The sequence below is a fragment of the Microbacterium phyllosphaerae genome (assembly GCF_050628115.1).
Lineage (GTDB): Bacteria > Actinomycetota > Actinomycetes > Actinomycetales > Microbacteriaceae > Microbacterium > Microbacterium phyllosphaerae_A.
Window position 1 is genome coordinate 2919179 of the sequence record NZ_CP192502.1, and the last position, 14377, is coordinate 2933555.

Below are 14377 nucleotides of genomic sequence, written 5' to 3' on the forward strand. Positions count from 1 at the left end.
CTTCGGAGTGCCGCCGTGCCCGTATCCGCCGCCGCTGCCACCACGCCGCTCGCGCGTGCGCCGCGCCTGCCGCGACGCGCGTGGATGCTGATCGCGGCAGCCCTCGGTGTCGCGGCCGTCCTGCTGGTGCTCGACGCGACGGGCGCGCACGCGGCATCCGCTCTGGTCCCCATGGAGACCGGTGACGGCGAGGGGGTGACGATCAACGGCATCAACGGAACGCCGTCCGACAGCATCATGACGCTGCTCGGGATCACGGTCCTCAGCGTGGCCCCTGCGCTGCTGCTCATGATGTCGAGCTTCACCAAGATCTTCGTGGTGCTCGCTCTCACCCGCAACGCGCTCTCGCTGCCCTCGATCCCCCCGAACCAGGTGCTGGCGGGTCTCAGTCTCTTCCTGACCCTGTTCATCATGTGGCCGGTGCTGACCGACATCAACGCCGTCGCCGTCAGCCCCTTCACGGAAGGGCAGATCGATTTCGGCCGCGCGTTCGAGCTCGCGCAGGAACCGCTGCGCGAGTGGATGCTCTCCTACACGCGTGAAGAGGACATCGCCCTGATGTACCGGGCCGCGCAGATGGACAACCCGACCGACCCCGCCAGCATCCCGCTGCAGACCCTCGTGCCGGCCTTCATGATCAGCGAGCTGCGGGCCGCCTTCCTGATCGGGTTCATCATCTTCGTCCCGTTCCTCGTCATCGATCTGGTCGTCGCCAGTGCGCTGATGTCGATGGGAATGATGATGCTCCCGCCCGTGATGATCTCGCTGCCGTTCAAGATCCTGCTGTTCCTGCTCATCGACGGCTGGGGCATGGTCATCACCGCACTCGTGCAGTCCTACAACGGGGGCGGCTGATGAACCCGGAAGCAGTCATCGACATCGGACAGGCGGCGCTCATCGTCGGCGCGAAGCTCTGCGCCCCGCTTCTGATCACGGCGCTCGTGGTCGGGTTCGCGATCTCGCTGCTGCAGTCGATCACCCAGGTGCAGGAGATGACCATCTCGTTCGTGCCCAAGCTCGTCGCCGTGGGCATCGCGCTGCTGATCAGCGGGCACTGGATGATCGCCGAGATGATCGCCTTCTCGAACGAGATGTTCGCGCGGATACCGTCGCTGCTGAACGGCGGCTGATGAACATCCCCATCGACTTCACCTGGCTCGAGGCCACGTCGCTCGCGTGCGTGCGCATCACGGCCTTCCTGGTGCTCGCGCCGCCGTTCAGCCACGGCACGATCCCGATGAGGGTCAGGGCGATGCTGGGCGTCGGGCTCGCCCTCGCCGTGTCGCCGGTGGTGACCGCGGGCTACGAGCGTCTCGACACCGGGGGATTCATGCTCGCTCTGGCAGGCCAGGCCCTCACGGGGGCGCTGCTCGGATTCCTGGTGATGGTGCTCTTCAGCGCCATCCAGGGCGCCGGCCATCTGGTCGACACGTTCGGCGGTTTCCAGATGGCGCAGGCGTTCGACCCGGGCATGGCCATCAACGGCGCCCAGTTCACGCGGCTCTTCCAGATGACCGCGATCATGCTGCTCTTCGCATCCGACGGGTACCAGCTCGTGCTCGGCGGTCTGTTCCGCTCGTTCGATGCCGTGCCGGTGACCGGGATGATCGACCTGGGCAAGCCTGCGGAGGCGCTGGTGGGAGCCGCCGGGCAGATGATGCTCAGCGCCGTGCAGATCGCGGGTCCCCTGCTGATCGTGCTCTTCCTCGCCGACGTGGGCCTCGGTCTCGTCAGCCGGGTCGCACCCGCACTGAACGCGTTCGCGATGGGCTTCCCGGTCAAGATCGGTCTGACGCTGCTGCTCGTGGGCTTCGTCTACGCCGCGCTTCCCAGTGTCGTCGCGGTCATCGCCGAGGACGCGGCGAAGCTCCTGCTGGGGGTGACCAGATGAGCGAGACCGACAGCGGCGAGCGCACCGAGAAGGCGACCGACCGTCGCCTCAAGGAGGCACGCAGGAAGGGCCAGATCGGCCGAAGCCAGGACTTCACCGCGTGGGTGTGCATCGCCGCCGCCGCGGTGATGATGGTGCCGACGATCTCGTCGGGCACGCAGGTGCTCACGGAGCTGTTCCTGGCCGTGACCCCGGTGGCGAGGAACCCCACAGACGGGGCCGCACTGGATGTACTGGGTTCTGCGATCTCCTCGCTCGGCGGCATCCTGCTGCCGATGCTGGTGGTCGTGCTGCTCGCCACCACGGCGACGGCTGTCGCCCAGGGCGGCATCCACCTGCGCGGCGTGACGATGCGCACCGAGCAGTTCGACATCGTGTCGGGTCTCAAGCGCGTGTTCGGCCAGCAGGCTCTGTGGGAGGGCGCGAAGGCGCTCCTCAAGACGGCGGCCATCGGCGTCGCACTGTGGATCGTCGTATCGGGTCTCGTGCCCGTGCTGATGGCGAGCGGCAGCCACAACATCACCTGGCTCCTCGAGCAGGCCGCCGGGGGAGCGGTGGCGCTGCTGCAGGTCGCCGTGGCCGTGGGCATCCTGTTGGCGGCGATCGATGTCGCCGTGGTCATGCGACGCAATCGCAAGCACACGCACATGACCAGGAACGAGGCGAAGGACGAGCACAAGAAGAGCGAGGGAGATCCGCTCGTGCGCTCCCAGCGCCGGTCGCGGCAGCTCGCGATGAGCCGCAACCGGATGATCGCCGCGGTCGGCGACAGCGACGTCGTGTTGGTGAACCCCACGCACGTGGCTGTGGCGCTGCGATACGAGCCGGGCAAGTCCGCCCCGCGGGTCGTGGCGAAGGGCGCGGGCATCGTCGCGCAGAAGATCCGCGAGAAGGCCGAGGAGGCCGGTGTCCCGATGGTCCGCGACATCCCGCTGGCGCGCGCCCTGCACTCGGCATGCGACATCGGTCGCGAGATCCCCGAGGAGCTGTACACCGCCGTGGCGCAGGTACTCGCCTTCATCGAGCACCTCAAGCGTCGCGGATCGGCGCGGGGCACTCACACGATGCCCTTCGACAGCACCAGGGATCGCGGCCTCTGAGTCGCCGGATCCGCACCTGAACGAGTAGAGAGAAAGAGAACACGCATGATCGGTCAGATCCTGTCCAAGGGTGCGGTGCCCGTGGGTGTCGTGGGCATCATCCTCCTGCTCATCATCCCGATCCCGACGGGACTGCTCGACGTCCTCATCGTGCTCAACATCTCGTTCGCACTGCTGATCCTCCTCACTGCGATGTTCGTGAAGAAGCCGCTCGATTTCTCGGTGTTCCCGAGCCTGCTGCTGGTCGCCACCCTGTTCCGCCTCGGCCTCAACGTCGCCTCCACCCGTCTCGTGCTCAGCGAGGCGCACGCAGGCCAGGTGATCCAGGCGTTCGGACAGATCACGATCAGCGGATCGCTCGTGATCGGTGCGGTGATCTTCCTGATCCTCACCGTCATCCAGTTCGTCGTGGTGACGAAGGGTGCCGAGCGTGTCGCCGAGGTCGGCGCGCGCTTCACCCTCGACGCCATGCCCGGCAAGCAGATGGCCATCGACGCCGACCTCAATGCCGGGCTCATCACCGATACCGAGGCGCGTCGGCGTCGGGCCGAGGTGGCCGCAGAGGCCGACTTCTACGGCGCGATGGACGGCGCGTCGAAGTTCGTGAAGGGCGACGCGATCGCGGGCATCGTGATCGTCGTCATCAACTTCGTCGGCGGCATCATCATCGGCATGGTCCAGCACGGCATGGAGATGGGGGACGCGCTCGAGACCTACAGCATCCTCACCATCGGCGACGGCCTGGTCACGCAGATCCCCGCGCTGCTGATGGCGGTGTCGACCGGCATGATCGTGACCCGCGAGAACGCGGAGAGCGAGATGGGGCAGGCCGCGGGCCGGCAGCTCATGCAGTCTCGCAACGCGCTGGTCATCACGGGTCTCGCGGCCATCGCGATGGGGTTCATCCCTGGGATGCCGCTGGTGGTGTTCCTGGCGATCGGCTGCGTACTGCTGTTCGCCGCATCCCGGGTCAAGGCGAATGAGGATCGCGACGCCGCGCTCGAAGCCGACGCGCTGCAGCAGGAGGCCGTCGAGGCTGGCGTCGAGGGGCCCGAAGAGCTGATGGACCGGATGCGCGTGCACGCCCTCGAGATCTCGCTTTCGCCCGACATCGTCGATCTGGCCTCCGGGGGAGCGGGTGACCTGCTCACTCGAGTGAAGTCGCTGCGGCGAAAGCTCGCCCTCGACATCGGCATCCTGATGCCGCCGGTGCGCACGAGAGACAACATCGACCTGCCTGCTCAGACCTACTCGATCCTGATCGCAGGGGTCGAAGCGGGCCGCGGATCCGTGCCGCGGGGTCACGTGCTCGCGATCGGCACGGGGCTGGAGCAGCTGCCGGGGTCCGCGGTCGTCGATCCGGTCTTCGGTCTCGAGGGCAAATGGGTGCCCGCCGAGATGTCGCACGCCGCCGACATGGCCGGCGCCACGGTGATCGACCGCGCGAGCGTCATCATCACCCACCTCTCCGACATCGTGCAGAGCCAGGCCGACCGACTGCTCTCGCTCGAGGACGTGCGTCAGCTGACCGAGCATCTCAAGCAGTCGAGCCCTGCGACGGTCGAAGAGCTGACGCCGGCCGTGCTGTCGCTCGCCGGCATCCAGCGGGTCCTCGCAGGCCTTCTGGCCGAGAGGGTGCCGATCAACGACCTCGCCCGCATCTATGAGGCTCTCGCTCTGCGCGGAAAGACATCGACCGAGACGGCGGGCCTGATCGATGCGGCACGAGCGGCTCTGGGTCCCGCGATCGCCGCACGATTCGCCGAAGACGGACGCATCCGTGTGGTGATGTTCGAGCCGATGCTCGAGCAGCAGATGCTCGAGGGGATGCGCGTGATCGACGGGAACCCGCAGATCGTGCTGACGCCGGAGGCGACGATGCACGTGCTCGAGAACGTGCGCCGAACGGTCGCCGAGCTCGAACAGGTCGGGCCGGAACCGGTGCTCGTCTGCGCGCCGTCGCTGCGCCAGGCCGTGCGCCGGATGGTCTCGTCGCAGGTGAGTGGACTCCCCGTGCTCTCGTACGACGAGGCTGCAGCAGGAGGACTCGCCACCGATGTGGTCGGGGTGGTCCGGATGACACAGTCCGCTCTGCCGAGTGCCGCTGTGTAGCACCAGAATCTGCTCATTTACGAGCCGAGTGCGATACGTTTGTGAGCAGAGGGCGCACGGGCGCTCACGCCATGGAAGGCAGACGACGCATGCTGGTACTCACGAGACGCGCCAACGAGAGCATCGTGATCGGTGATGACATCACCGTGACGATCCTGGCGGTGACGCCGAGCGGAGTCCGCGTCGGCATCGACGCCCCGCGCGACAAGCGCATCAACCGCGCCGAGATCGTCATCGCGGTGAGCGACGCGAACCAGGAAGCCCTCCAGGCGTCGTCGGGCGACTCCGCCGAGTCGCAGCTGTTGGGCGCGCTCGGGCGCGCCGGCACCGCGTCCTGACCCGTCCTCTCGCCGTTCTCCCTCACGCTCGGAGTTACTGCGCAGGGGGTTGTCGCGATAGTCGTGGATGTGACGGGCGATCCCGTCACGGAAACCGTGACATGACGAGGTGACGAATCGTGGCCGCTCACGACCTGAGCATGCAACTGATGCGAGAGCGCGATCTGCTGGAGGTGCTGCTCTTCAAGCTCGACGAACAGCAGATGCTGCTGGCGACCGGGCGCAACCGCTGGATCCATCATGCGGCGAACGAGATCGAGCGCGTGCTCGCGGCGATGCCGACGGTCGCACTCTCGCGTGACACGCTCGTCATCTCCGTGGCGGACGAATGGGGAGTGCCCGAGGCGACGACGCTTCGCGAGCTGATCGACGCCGCACCGACCGATGCATGGCGCGAGGTGCTCTCCGGCCACCTGGACGCCATGACCGCCCTCGCCGACGAGATCGGCGACATGAAGAAGGTCAACGAGCAGCGTCTGCGCACAGCCATCCGGGTCACGCAGGAGACCATCGCCGGGCTCGGCGTGCCCACCGGCGAGTACGACCCCCAGGGTGGCGTCGTCCGAGACGGTGACGCCCGACTCCTCGACACGAGGCTGTGAGGCGCCGTGTCTTCGTTCGCAGGGCTCCGTCTCGCCGAATCCGCTCTCTCCGCCGCCCGCGCGGGGATGACCGTCACCGGGCAGAACATCGCCAATCAGACCACCCCCGGCTACACCCGTCAGCGAGTCGACCAGGTTCCGATCTCGGCCCCGGGCCAGACCGGACTGTGGCCGTCCGGGCTCGGCATCGGCGGCGGTGTCAGCGTCACCGGCATCGCCCGGCTCGGGGATGACATCCTCGACGCCCGGGTGCGCGACGCTCTGTCCACCTCCGGGTTCTGGGCGGCGAGGGCGACGGCCGCCGGTCAGGCGGAGGCCGTGATGGCCGAACCCACCAAGGACGGCCTCGCCGCGAATCTGAACCGGTTCTGGGCCGGTTGGTCCGACCTCACCAACACCCCGGATTCGGCGGCCGCGCAGGTCGTGCTCACCAACGCGAACGTGCTCATCGGGCAGATCGCGGCCGGATACCAGTCGATCGCGGGGCAATGGGCCGACCAGCGTGGTCAGGTCGACAGTCAGATCGCCGACGTCAACGCCATGGCAGGGCAGGTGGCCACCCTCAACGGCCAGATCCGAGACGCGCTGCAGTCTGGCCGCAACGCCAACGAGCTGATCGATCAGCGCAACGTCCTCGCTCAGCAGCTGTCGACCGCGGTCGGAGCCAAGGGCAACGTCGAAGCCGACGGAACCCTCACCCTCCGCATCGACGGGAACGCGCTCGTCAGCGCGGACCGCAGTCGCGCGCTCGTCGCGAGCGGGCCACGGGACATCGCGGACGCCGGACGCGTCAGTGTGGCGTGGGCTGATCGCCCCGGTCTGCCGGTGACGATCACGGGTGGGCTGGTCGGCGGCACCATCAGCGCGCTGGCTCCTGCGGCCGACGGCGGCACGCTTGCCGGAGTCGCCGCGGCGTACAACGAGACAGCCACCGCTCTCGCGACCGCCGTGAACGACGTCCACCGTACGGGTGTCACCCCGTCGGGCGCCGCAGGCGGGGACTTCTTCTCGATGAGCGGCACCGGACCCGCAGCCCTCGGGCTGGGCGTGGTTCCCACAGGCCTCGACGACCTCGCTCTCGCCGCGCCTGGCGCGGGCGCGAAGGACACCACGATCGCCGACCGCATCAGTGCTCTGGGTGCATCCGCGACGGGACCGAGCAAGACGTGGTCGAGCTTCGTCACGGGCTTCGCGGTCGCGGTCGCGGGTGACGTACAGCGCGCCGATATCGCCGACATGGGTGCCGTGGCCGCCGTCACCGCCCAGCAGTCGAACGCCTCGGTAGACGGCGACGAGGAGACGATCAACCTCCTGACCTACCAGACCGCCTACCAGGCAGCGGCTCGCGTGCTCACTGCCGTGGACGAGGCGCTGGACCTTCTGATCAACCGCACCGGCCTCGTCGGCCGCTGACTCTGGGGAGAGCCATCATGATCGGTCGCATCACGAGCAACACCATGACGCAGCAGTCGCTGCGGACATTGCAGACGAACCTCGCGGATCGCGAGAGGCTGCAGAACCAGGCCGCCTCGCAGCGCGCCTTCCGCTCGCCGAGCGAGGATCCGGCCGCGGCCGCGACGGCGCTCGGCGTGCACGGCGACCAGTCGCGAGTCGCGCAGTTCGCGCGCAATCTCAGCGACGGGATGGCGTGGGTCACCACGGTGGACACCGCTCTCGGAGCGAGCGCCGACCTGCTCAACCGTGCCAGGGACCTCACCGCGCAGGGCGCGAACTCGGGTGCGCTCAGCCCGACGGCTCGCGAGTCCATCGCGCAGGAACTGGAGTCGATCAGTGCCGAGCTGCTGGCGAAGGCGAACACCACCGTCCTCGGTCGCAGCGTCTTCGCCGGCACCAGCGATTCGGGCGCGGCGTTCGATCCGGGGACCTTCACCTTCAATGGCAGTCCGGGAGCCGGAGTGCAGCGGCGCATCAGCGATAACGAGACGGTCCGCGTCGACTTCGACGGCTCGCAGGCGTTCGGCGACGGGGCGAACAGCGCGTTCGCGCTGCTCAACGACATCGCTGCCGAACTGCGCGGTGGTGGGGAGGTCGGCCCCCGCCTCGCCGACATCGACGGACGTCTGAAGGACGTCATCGCGGCCAGGGGCGCGACCGGCGCACGCCAGGTGCAGCTCGAGCGGGCCTCGTCTCAGAACCTCGCGACATCGATCGACCTCGAAGCGCGACGCGCCGAGGTGGAGAACGTGGACAGCCTCGAGGTTCTCGTGCGGCTGCAGTCGGCCGAGCTCGTGTTCCAATCCGCGCTGCAGGTGACCGCGAAATCGCTGCAGACCAACCTCCTGGAGTTCATCCGATGACCGCGACGACCATTGAGACGACGGGCTCCGCCGTCGAGTTCACCACTCCGATGCACGGCCTGAGCCCGTATAGGGCGTTCACGCTCGATCAGATCGCCGGCGCGCAAGGGCTGTATGCGTTGCGTGCCGCGGATGCCGACGTGCGACTGTTCCTCCTGGATCCGCTCTCGGGCGACTACGGGTATGCACCTGCTCTGCCGGCCGATGTGCTGTCCGAGCTCGGCGCCGCCGACGACTCGGAGATCCGCGTCTTCGTGGTGGCTAATCCCGCCGACGACGGGGTCTACATCAATCTCCGAGCGCCGGTCCTGGTGCACCGCGAGACAGGTCGGGCCGCGCAGGTCATCCTGGACGACCAGGCGTACCCGATCCGCGCGCTCCTCGGCGACTGAGACCGCAGCGCGAACACCCAGTGATCGGCGTGCCACGACGAGCCGCCGACCAGAACGCACAGGAGAGATGACGTGGTCGATCTGCGATCCAAGATCCATGGTGCCGGGGCGACCCAGGCGGTGAACCTCGTGGTGATGGCCTTTCACGGCCGCGTCGCGTCCGACGCCGAGGGCGTGGTCACCGCGCACTACCTCGACGCTCGGGTGCACCCGGGCGATCGCAGGGCTCCCGGGCAGACGAGTCTCGCGCTCGTGTCGAAGAAGGGTGCGAGCTCGACGACGGGCTTCGCGAACTCGACACGGTACACACCGCTGCAGCTGGCGTCGATCGAGCAGGCGGCGGCCGACAACGTCACCGACCTGACCGATGCGTCGGGGGAGGTGGTCGGCAGAGCATTCGGTGTCAGGGCGGACCTGCTCATCAACAGCGGAGAGGTCGTCGTGAACACGAGGACGCTGGCACCCACTGAGCTGTCTGTCGGGGAGGATGCGGACGGTCGCGACATCCGCGCGCAGATCACCGACTCGGTGGCGGCTGCGCGGCGGGCCCGCGATGCTGCGCGTACGCTCGTGAGCGAGCCGGAGGGTGCTGCACTCTCGCGCGGATAGCCGAGGGAGAGCGGTGATCGTCGCAAAAGCAAAGAAAACCGAGATTCACCGCATATACCAAGGAAGAGCCTTTAGGCTCTGAGAGCACAGGCTGGGGTACTGGCAGATCCCGGCGTCGTCGCAGGAGATGGGAAACCTGCGCGCGCCGCGGATGCGGCTGGTAGGGGTACAGCGCAAGAAGCCCGGTGACGGGCGACATTCCATGGGACGGAAGACGACATGAGCACATCAAGGACGCTCGAGACGAACAGGGTCAGCAAGCGCGAGTTCGTGCAGCGATTCGCGCGACGAGGGGGCATCTCGGTCCCGGCCGCGCAGACGGCGTACAACGCCATGATCGACGAGCTGCTCGACCTGGTCGGCCGGGGGAACACGGTGACTCTCACCAACTTCGGCAAGTTCTACCCGCAGACGCACAAGGGGCATCGCGTGCAGTTCGCGAAGGACGAAGGAGACGCTGAGGTCAATGACTACACGGTGTTGAAGTTCTCCGCGACGCGAGAAGTGAACCGACGCGTGAAGGTGAACGACTAGCCATCGTTATCTGAACGTAAACGAGAATCCCCGAAGGTTTCGGCCTTCGGGGATCTTTCTTGCCCATCGCGCCCCTAGCATGTAGTTGAATGTAGTTCTGGCCGCTGGGGAGGGGCCTCGCTGTGAGTCGCTGGGGAGGGCTTGCTCTTACAGTGGAAGAGACGGAATTCGATGCCGATGCGCGCACGGAACCAGCTCGTGGTCGACCACCTGCACATCGTCGGTGCGGCGACGGCATTTGTGGCGTCCCGCCTCACCCAGGTCTCTCGTGATGACCTCGCCTCGGCCGGTGCGTTCGCGCTCGTCCGCGCGGCGGAGAAGTTCGATGCGACTCTCGGTGTCCCGTTCGGCGCCTTCGCACGCGGGCGCGTCAACTGGGCGCTGAAAGACGAGCTGCGGTCGATGGACTGGGCCCCGCGCGACATCCGCGTGCGCGCGAGGGAGACGACGAAGGTGCGCCAGACGCTGTCGGCGGCTCTCGGGCGCACTCCCACCGTCGCGGAGATCGCGGCGGCCATGGGGGTGGACACGGGATCCGTGCGCGAGGGACTGGCCGATGCCGAGCGTATGCTCCTGAGCCTCGACGCCCCGGATGCGCCCGAGATCGTCTGGACCGGATATCTCCCCGAGGAGCAGGCGATCGCATCCGAGCGTGACCAGTTCCTCCGGCGAGCCGTCGACGCGCTCCCGGAGCGCAAGCGCGAGATCATCCGCGCGATCTATTTCGAGGACCGCAGCGTGAAGGAGCTGGCGGACGAGTTCGGCGTCTCGCATGCCGCCGTGTCGCAGCAGCGCGCCGAGGCGGTGCGGATGCTCCGTGATGCCCTTGACCGTCACTACGCCGATGCGCCTCTCGGCGAGACCGCGCCGACGTCACGCTCCTCCGCGTCGGCGCTCGAGGCGTATTTCGAGCGGCTCGCGAGCGGAGGTCAGCGTTTCACGCGGGCGATCCTGTCGCACGCCGTCGGCGCCTGACCGCCCGCGCCGCGCGATCCTCGGCATCCGCCTTTCGGCCTCCGTTCAGAGACCGAAGCCGTAGCTGGCCTGCCCGACCAGGATGAGGCTGACGGTGGTCGGGTAGACCTCGGGCTCCTCGTCTTCGTCGTCGAGCAGGTCGAGCTTGTGGATCGGCACGAAGATGCTGCCGTCCGGCTCGAAGATGAGGTCCTTGGGCACGAACGAGGCGAAGATCGAGCGCGTCGAGTTGCGCAGTTCGTAGGTGCGCCCCACGTCGCCGCGCTCGAAGAGGTTCATCTCGACCTCGTCCGACCAGACCTTTCCGTCAGGGAACCGGGCTTCGATCCGGTAGGTGCTCGGCTCGACCGACTTGATGTTCAGGTCCTCGACGATCTCCGAGAACAGCGTGTCGGGCTGCTCGAGCTCGAACGCGATGGCGCGGAGGTGGTCGTAGTTCAGCCGCGCTCGGCGGGAGAACAGCGCCACGTTCTCGATCTCGTCGGGGTCGGCGTTCGGGGCCTGGTCGATCAGGTACTGCCTGACCTCGTCGGGCCCGGGGTACTCGAAGCGCATGTGGTAGTGGAATCGTCCTGGCCGGTTGACGATGTAGGTGCTGACGTCGGCTATGTCGTTCACCGTGAGGCAGTAGATGCGCTTCACCGACGAGAGTCCGTCGAACAGCGACAGGAACTGGTTCTGTCTGTTGCTTCCGTCTCCGACGCCACGGCGCCCGGCGGGGAAGATCTTCTCGAACTCGTCGAAGATGATCAGACACTCGTCGAGCGTGTCGAGGAAGTCGACGATGCCGTCGTTGTCCTCCGAGACGATCACGACCGGGAGGCACTGCTCACGCGCCTCCTCGGCGACCATGCGCAGGAAGAGCGTCTTGCCGATGCCCTTGTCGCCCGACAGCATCACTCCCAGACTGCGGTCGGTGAGCGCGTAGGAGCGGAAGATCTTGTCGACCTTCCTGTCGCGACCGCCGTAGATGCGCTCTGTGCCGACGGTGAGGTCGTCGATCTTGATGAGGCTGAAGCCCTCTTTCGAGGTGAAGTGCACCCGATAGGTGCCGAGAGGGAACACCTGATGCGTGCGGACGGCGTCGTCGTAGACGCGGACGTGTCCACCCGTCTCGATGTAGGTGCTGGTCAAGGTCCTCCTCCTTCGCTCCCCGTTGTACATATCGGTCGAGATCTGCGCGTCGTAAGGCGATCGGGGAGAGATTTTCGCAGTAGCCTGAGCGGATAGCTGGCGTGGGGACGTCCGGGGTCTGGGGGCCGTCATGGGTGGGTACGCAGGGGTGGAGCAGCCGGTCGACGGTTCGATCGTCATCATGGTCGAGGCGGCGCCGCAGGGATTGATGCAGTACACGCTCGATCCGGATGCGCGACAGCCCGTGTGGAGGGCCATCCTCATCGCTCATGACGATGCCGTCATCGGCGCTGCGACGTCTCCGGAGCAGACAGCCGACCTGCTCGTGCGCGGCAGTGTCGAGTGCATCCGACGGAGCATTCCCAGCCTCGATGTCGGCGGGTTGACCATGCGCCCCGAGGTCGGGCCGAACGACAACGCCCAGATCGTGGCCGCGGGTGATGCGAGGTTCCTACGATCCGAGTGGGATGCGGTGGTCCGCGAGGCCGAGCAAGAGGTCGACGAAGCGTAGCGAGCGCGCCTCAGCGCTCGACGAGGTAGGCGTCGACCATCAGCGACCCGCGGATGTCACGCAGCGCCCCGATCACGCGTTCCACGCCGCGCGCAGTGACTGACGGCATCTGCAGGTCGTGAGGCCCCAGGGGTTCGAGCTTTCCGGTGCGGATGCGGATGACCTCCCAACCGGCGGCTCGCAGGGCGCGATCCTTGCGCAGGTCGGCGTCCTGGCGCTTTCCGACGTGCTCGAGTCCGTGTCGGCCGACCGTGTCGTATTCGATCGCGACCCGCAGCTCGGGCAGGAGGATGTCGGGCCAGACCTCGGTGTGCCGGAAGAACGGCCGGGAGACCTTGACGGCATTGAAGCCGGTGGCGACGCGGAGCCGGGACTCGAGCGCCGCGCGCAGCTTCGCCTCGGCGGCCGACGCCGGTGCCGGGGCGCACACGCTCAGAAACGCCTCGCCGACGGGGAGGTCGGGGGTCTTCGCGCACAGCGTCGTGGGCGGCTTGGGTCGCCTCGGGATCGCGCGCGCTTCGCCGAGGACCACCGGCTTCGGCCGGGCGAGAGCCGAGCACTCCGGGCACCAGGACGACTGCCGTCGCACTCGCCCTGGGCGCTCGCGCTGTTCGGTGGGCGTGGCTGCGAAGCGGTGCCCCATCCGGCATTCCCAGCACAGCAGCACGTCGGCCGCGAGCGGCACCTGCGACAGCGCGATCCCGTGGTTGAGCTCGGGGTGGTACTGGCGGATCAGCTCGGGATACGCCGCCCAGGCCGCACGGTAGGTGCCCTTCTCATAGGGCACGTCGCGTCCGCGCGAGAACTGGCGTCTCGCCCACCACGATTGCACGGGTTCGGTCACGCGAGGACGCTACCCGCGGCCGCCGACATCGCGAGGAAAGACCGGACGTGGCAGACTCGCGGAGACGGACGAGTCCGGGACACGGACAGAGGGAGCAGCCATGGCACAGCGGATCGTGATCAGCGGTGCATCGGGTCTGATCGGCACAGCGCTCGCTTCATCGCTCCGGGCCGATGGCGCGGACGTGACGACTCTCGTGCGCCGAACGCCTCGTGCGCCTTCCGAGGTCGAATGGTCGCCCGGCGAGCGCGAGCTCGACCCGGACGTCCTGGCGGGGGCGGACGCCGTCGTCGCGCTCGGCGGCGCGAGCGTCGGCCGACTTCCCTGGACGCGCCGGTATCGCCGCGAGCTCGTGGAATCCCGCCTCACGACGACTCGCACACTCGCGACAGCCGTCCGCACGCTGCGTGACGACGCTCCGGCGTTCGTATCTGCATCCGCCGTCGGCTACTACGGTTCCGCGCCGGGGGAGACCCTGACCGAGGAGTCGCTCGCGGGTGACACGTTCCTCGCACAGCTCTGCGTCAGGTGGGAGCAGGAGGCGCGGCGCGCGGGGGAGCAGACCAGGGTCGCGCTGCTGCGCACCGCCCCGATCATCCACCGTCAGGGCGTGCTGAAGCCGCTGATCCAACTGACCCGATTCGGTGTGGCCGGCCCGATCGGTCCTGGCACCCAGATCTGGCCGTGGATCTCGCTCGACGACGAGGTGCGCGGCATCCGGCATGTGATCGACGCTCGTCTCGAGGGACCGATCAACTTCACCGGCCCCACGCGGGCGTCGGCGGACGACATCGGTCGGGCGCTCGCGAAGAGGATGCATCGCCCGTACTGGATCCCCGCGCCCAGCTTCGCGCTCCGTCTCGCGCTGAGCAGGTCCGCCGCCGACTCGCTGCTCCTGTCGGACGCGGACGTGCGGCCGACGGCGCTCGAGCGATCGGGCTTCGAGTTCACGCACACGACCGCGCAGCAGGCGGTCGACGCGGCGCTCTGATCGCACCCGCTCGACCGCCCTGCCGG

The 14377-nt window shown here is 67.8% G+C and carries 17 protein-coding genes; 15 read left to right on the top strand and 2 right to left on the bottom strand.

Going from position 1 to position 14377, the window contains the following annotated elements; translation table 11 throughout:
- Positions 1–84: 84 nt before the first annotated feature.
- The 13 genes from fliP (at position 85) to ACQ4LY_RS14030 (ending at position 10871) form a co-directional block, all read left to right on the top strand.
- Entirely contained in the window at positions 85–855 is a 771-nt protein-coding gene (gene fliP / locus ACQ4LY_RS13970; protein ID WP_431075688.1) for a flagellar type III secretion system pore protein FliP, read from the top strand.
- Entirely contained in the window at positions 855–1130 is a 276-nt protein-coding gene (gene fliQ, locus ACQ4LY_RS13975; protein WP_056307414.1) for a flagellar biosynthesis protein FliQ, read from the top strand. The genes fliP and fliQ overlap by 1 nt, the downstream gene beginning before the upstream one ends.
- Complete coding sequence (locus ACQ4LY_RS13980) at positions 1130–1891, top strand: flagellar biosynthetic protein FliR (protein ID WP_056307416.1); 762 nt, start codon at positions 1130–1132, stop codon at positions 1889–1891. The genes fliQ and ACQ4LY_RS13980 overlap by 1 nt, the downstream gene beginning before the upstream one ends.
- A complete protein-coding gene (locus ACQ4LY_RS13985) occupies positions 1888–2991 on the top strand; it encodes an EscU/YscU/HrcU family type III secretion system export apparatus switch protein (RefSeq protein WP_431072416.1) in 1104 nt (367 codons plus the stop codon). The genes ACQ4LY_RS13980 and ACQ4LY_RS13985 overlap by 4 nt, the downstream gene beginning before the upstream one ends.
- A gap of 45 nt (positions 2992–3036) precedes the next feature.
- A complete protein-coding gene (locus ACQ4LY_RS13990; protein ID WP_056307420.1) occupies positions 3037–5103 on the top strand; it encodes a flagellar biosynthesis protein FlhA in 2067 nt (688 codons plus the stop codon).
- 89 nt (positions 5104–5192) lie between these two features.
- The gene (gene csrA / locus ACQ4LY_RS13995; protein ID WP_431072418.1) at positions 5193–5441 is read left to right on the top strand and encodes a carbon storage regulator CsrA; all 249 of its coding nucleotides are present in this window, start codon (positions 5193–5195) and stop codon (positions 5439–5441) included.
- A 119-nt stretch (positions 5442–5560) separates the two neighbouring features.
- Positions 5561–6043: a flagellar export chaperone FlgN gene (gene flgN / locus ACQ4LY_RS14000; protein WP_431072420.1), complete on the top strand. Its 483-nt coding sequence runs from the start codon at positions 5561–5563 to the stop codon at positions 6041–6043.
- A 6-nt stretch (positions 6044–6049) separates the two neighbouring features.
- Positions 6050–7456, top strand: a complete 1407-nt coding sequence (gene flgK, locus ACQ4LY_RS14005; protein WP_431072422.1) for a flagellar hook-associated protein FlgK — start codon at positions 6050–6052, stop codon at positions 7454–7456.
- Between the two features lie 17 nt (positions 7457–7473).
- A complete protein-coding gene (gene flgL, locus ACQ4LY_RS14010; protein ID WP_431072424.1) occupies positions 7474–8361 on the top strand; it encodes a flagellar hook-associated protein FlgL in 888 nt (295 codons plus the stop codon).
- Positions 8358–8753: a flagellar assembly protein FliW gene (locus tag ACQ4LY_RS14015; RefSeq protein WP_431072426.1), complete on the top strand. Its 396-nt coding sequence runs from the start codon at positions 8358–8360 to the stop codon at positions 8751–8753. The genes flgL and ACQ4LY_RS14015 overlap by 4 nt, the downstream gene beginning before the upstream one ends.
- A 72-nt stretch (positions 8754–8825) precedes the next feature.
- A complete protein-coding gene (locus ACQ4LY_RS14020) occupies positions 8826–9362 on the top strand; it encodes a hypothetical protein (protein ID WP_431072428.1) in 537 nt (178 codons plus the stop codon).
- A 219-nt stretch (positions 9363–9581) separates the two neighbouring features.
- Entirely contained in the window at positions 9582–9896 is a 315-nt protein-coding gene (locus ACQ4LY_RS14025) for an HU family DNA-binding protein (RefSeq protein ID WP_056307433.1), read from the top strand.
- A gap of 177 nt (positions 9897–10073) precedes the next feature.
- On the top strand, positions 10074–10871 hold the full coding sequence (locus tag ACQ4LY_RS14030) for a sigma-70 family RNA polymerase sigma factor (RefSeq protein ID WP_431072430.1): 798 nt from the start codon (positions 10074–10076) through the stop codon (positions 10869–10871).
- Between the two features lie 45 nt (positions 10872–10916).
- Here the strand turns inward: ACQ4LY_RS14030 and ACQ4LY_RS14035 are convergent, their stop codons facing one another.
- Positions 10917–12005, bottom strand: coding sequence for an AAA family ATPase (locus tag ACQ4LY_RS14035; RefSeq protein ID WP_431072432.1), 1089 nt, complete (start codon positions 12003–12005; stop codon positions 10917–10919).
- Positions 12006–12135: 130 nt separating this feature from the next.
- Between ACQ4LY_RS14035 and ACQ4LY_RS14040 the strand changes: the two genes are divergently transcribed.
- Positions 12136–12516 carry a hypothetical protein gene (locus tag ACQ4LY_RS14040; protein WP_431072434.1) on the top strand — a complete coding sequence of 127 codons (381 nt, stop codon included), beginning with the start codon at positions 12136–12138 and terminating at the stop codon, positions 12514–12516.
- Positions 12517–12526: 10 nt separating this feature from the next.
- On the opposite strand, the gene ACQ4LY_RS14045 is transcribed toward ACQ4LY_RS14040, so the two are convergent.
- Positions 12527–13360: a zinc-ribbon domain-containing protein gene (locus tag ACQ4LY_RS14045; RefSeq protein ID WP_431072436.1), complete on the bottom strand. Its 834-nt coding sequence runs from the start codon at positions 13358–13360 to the stop codon at positions 12527–12529.
- Between the two features lie 100 nt (positions 13361–13460).
- On the opposite strand from ACQ4LY_RS14045, the gene ACQ4LY_RS14050 reads away from it, so the two are divergent.
- On the top strand, positions 13461–14351 hold the full coding sequence (locus ACQ4LY_RS14050; RefSeq protein ID WP_431072438.1) for a TIGR01777 family oxidoreductase: 891 nt from the start codon (positions 13461–13463) through the stop codon (positions 14349–14351).
- Positions 14352–14377 lie beyond the last annotated feature (26 nt).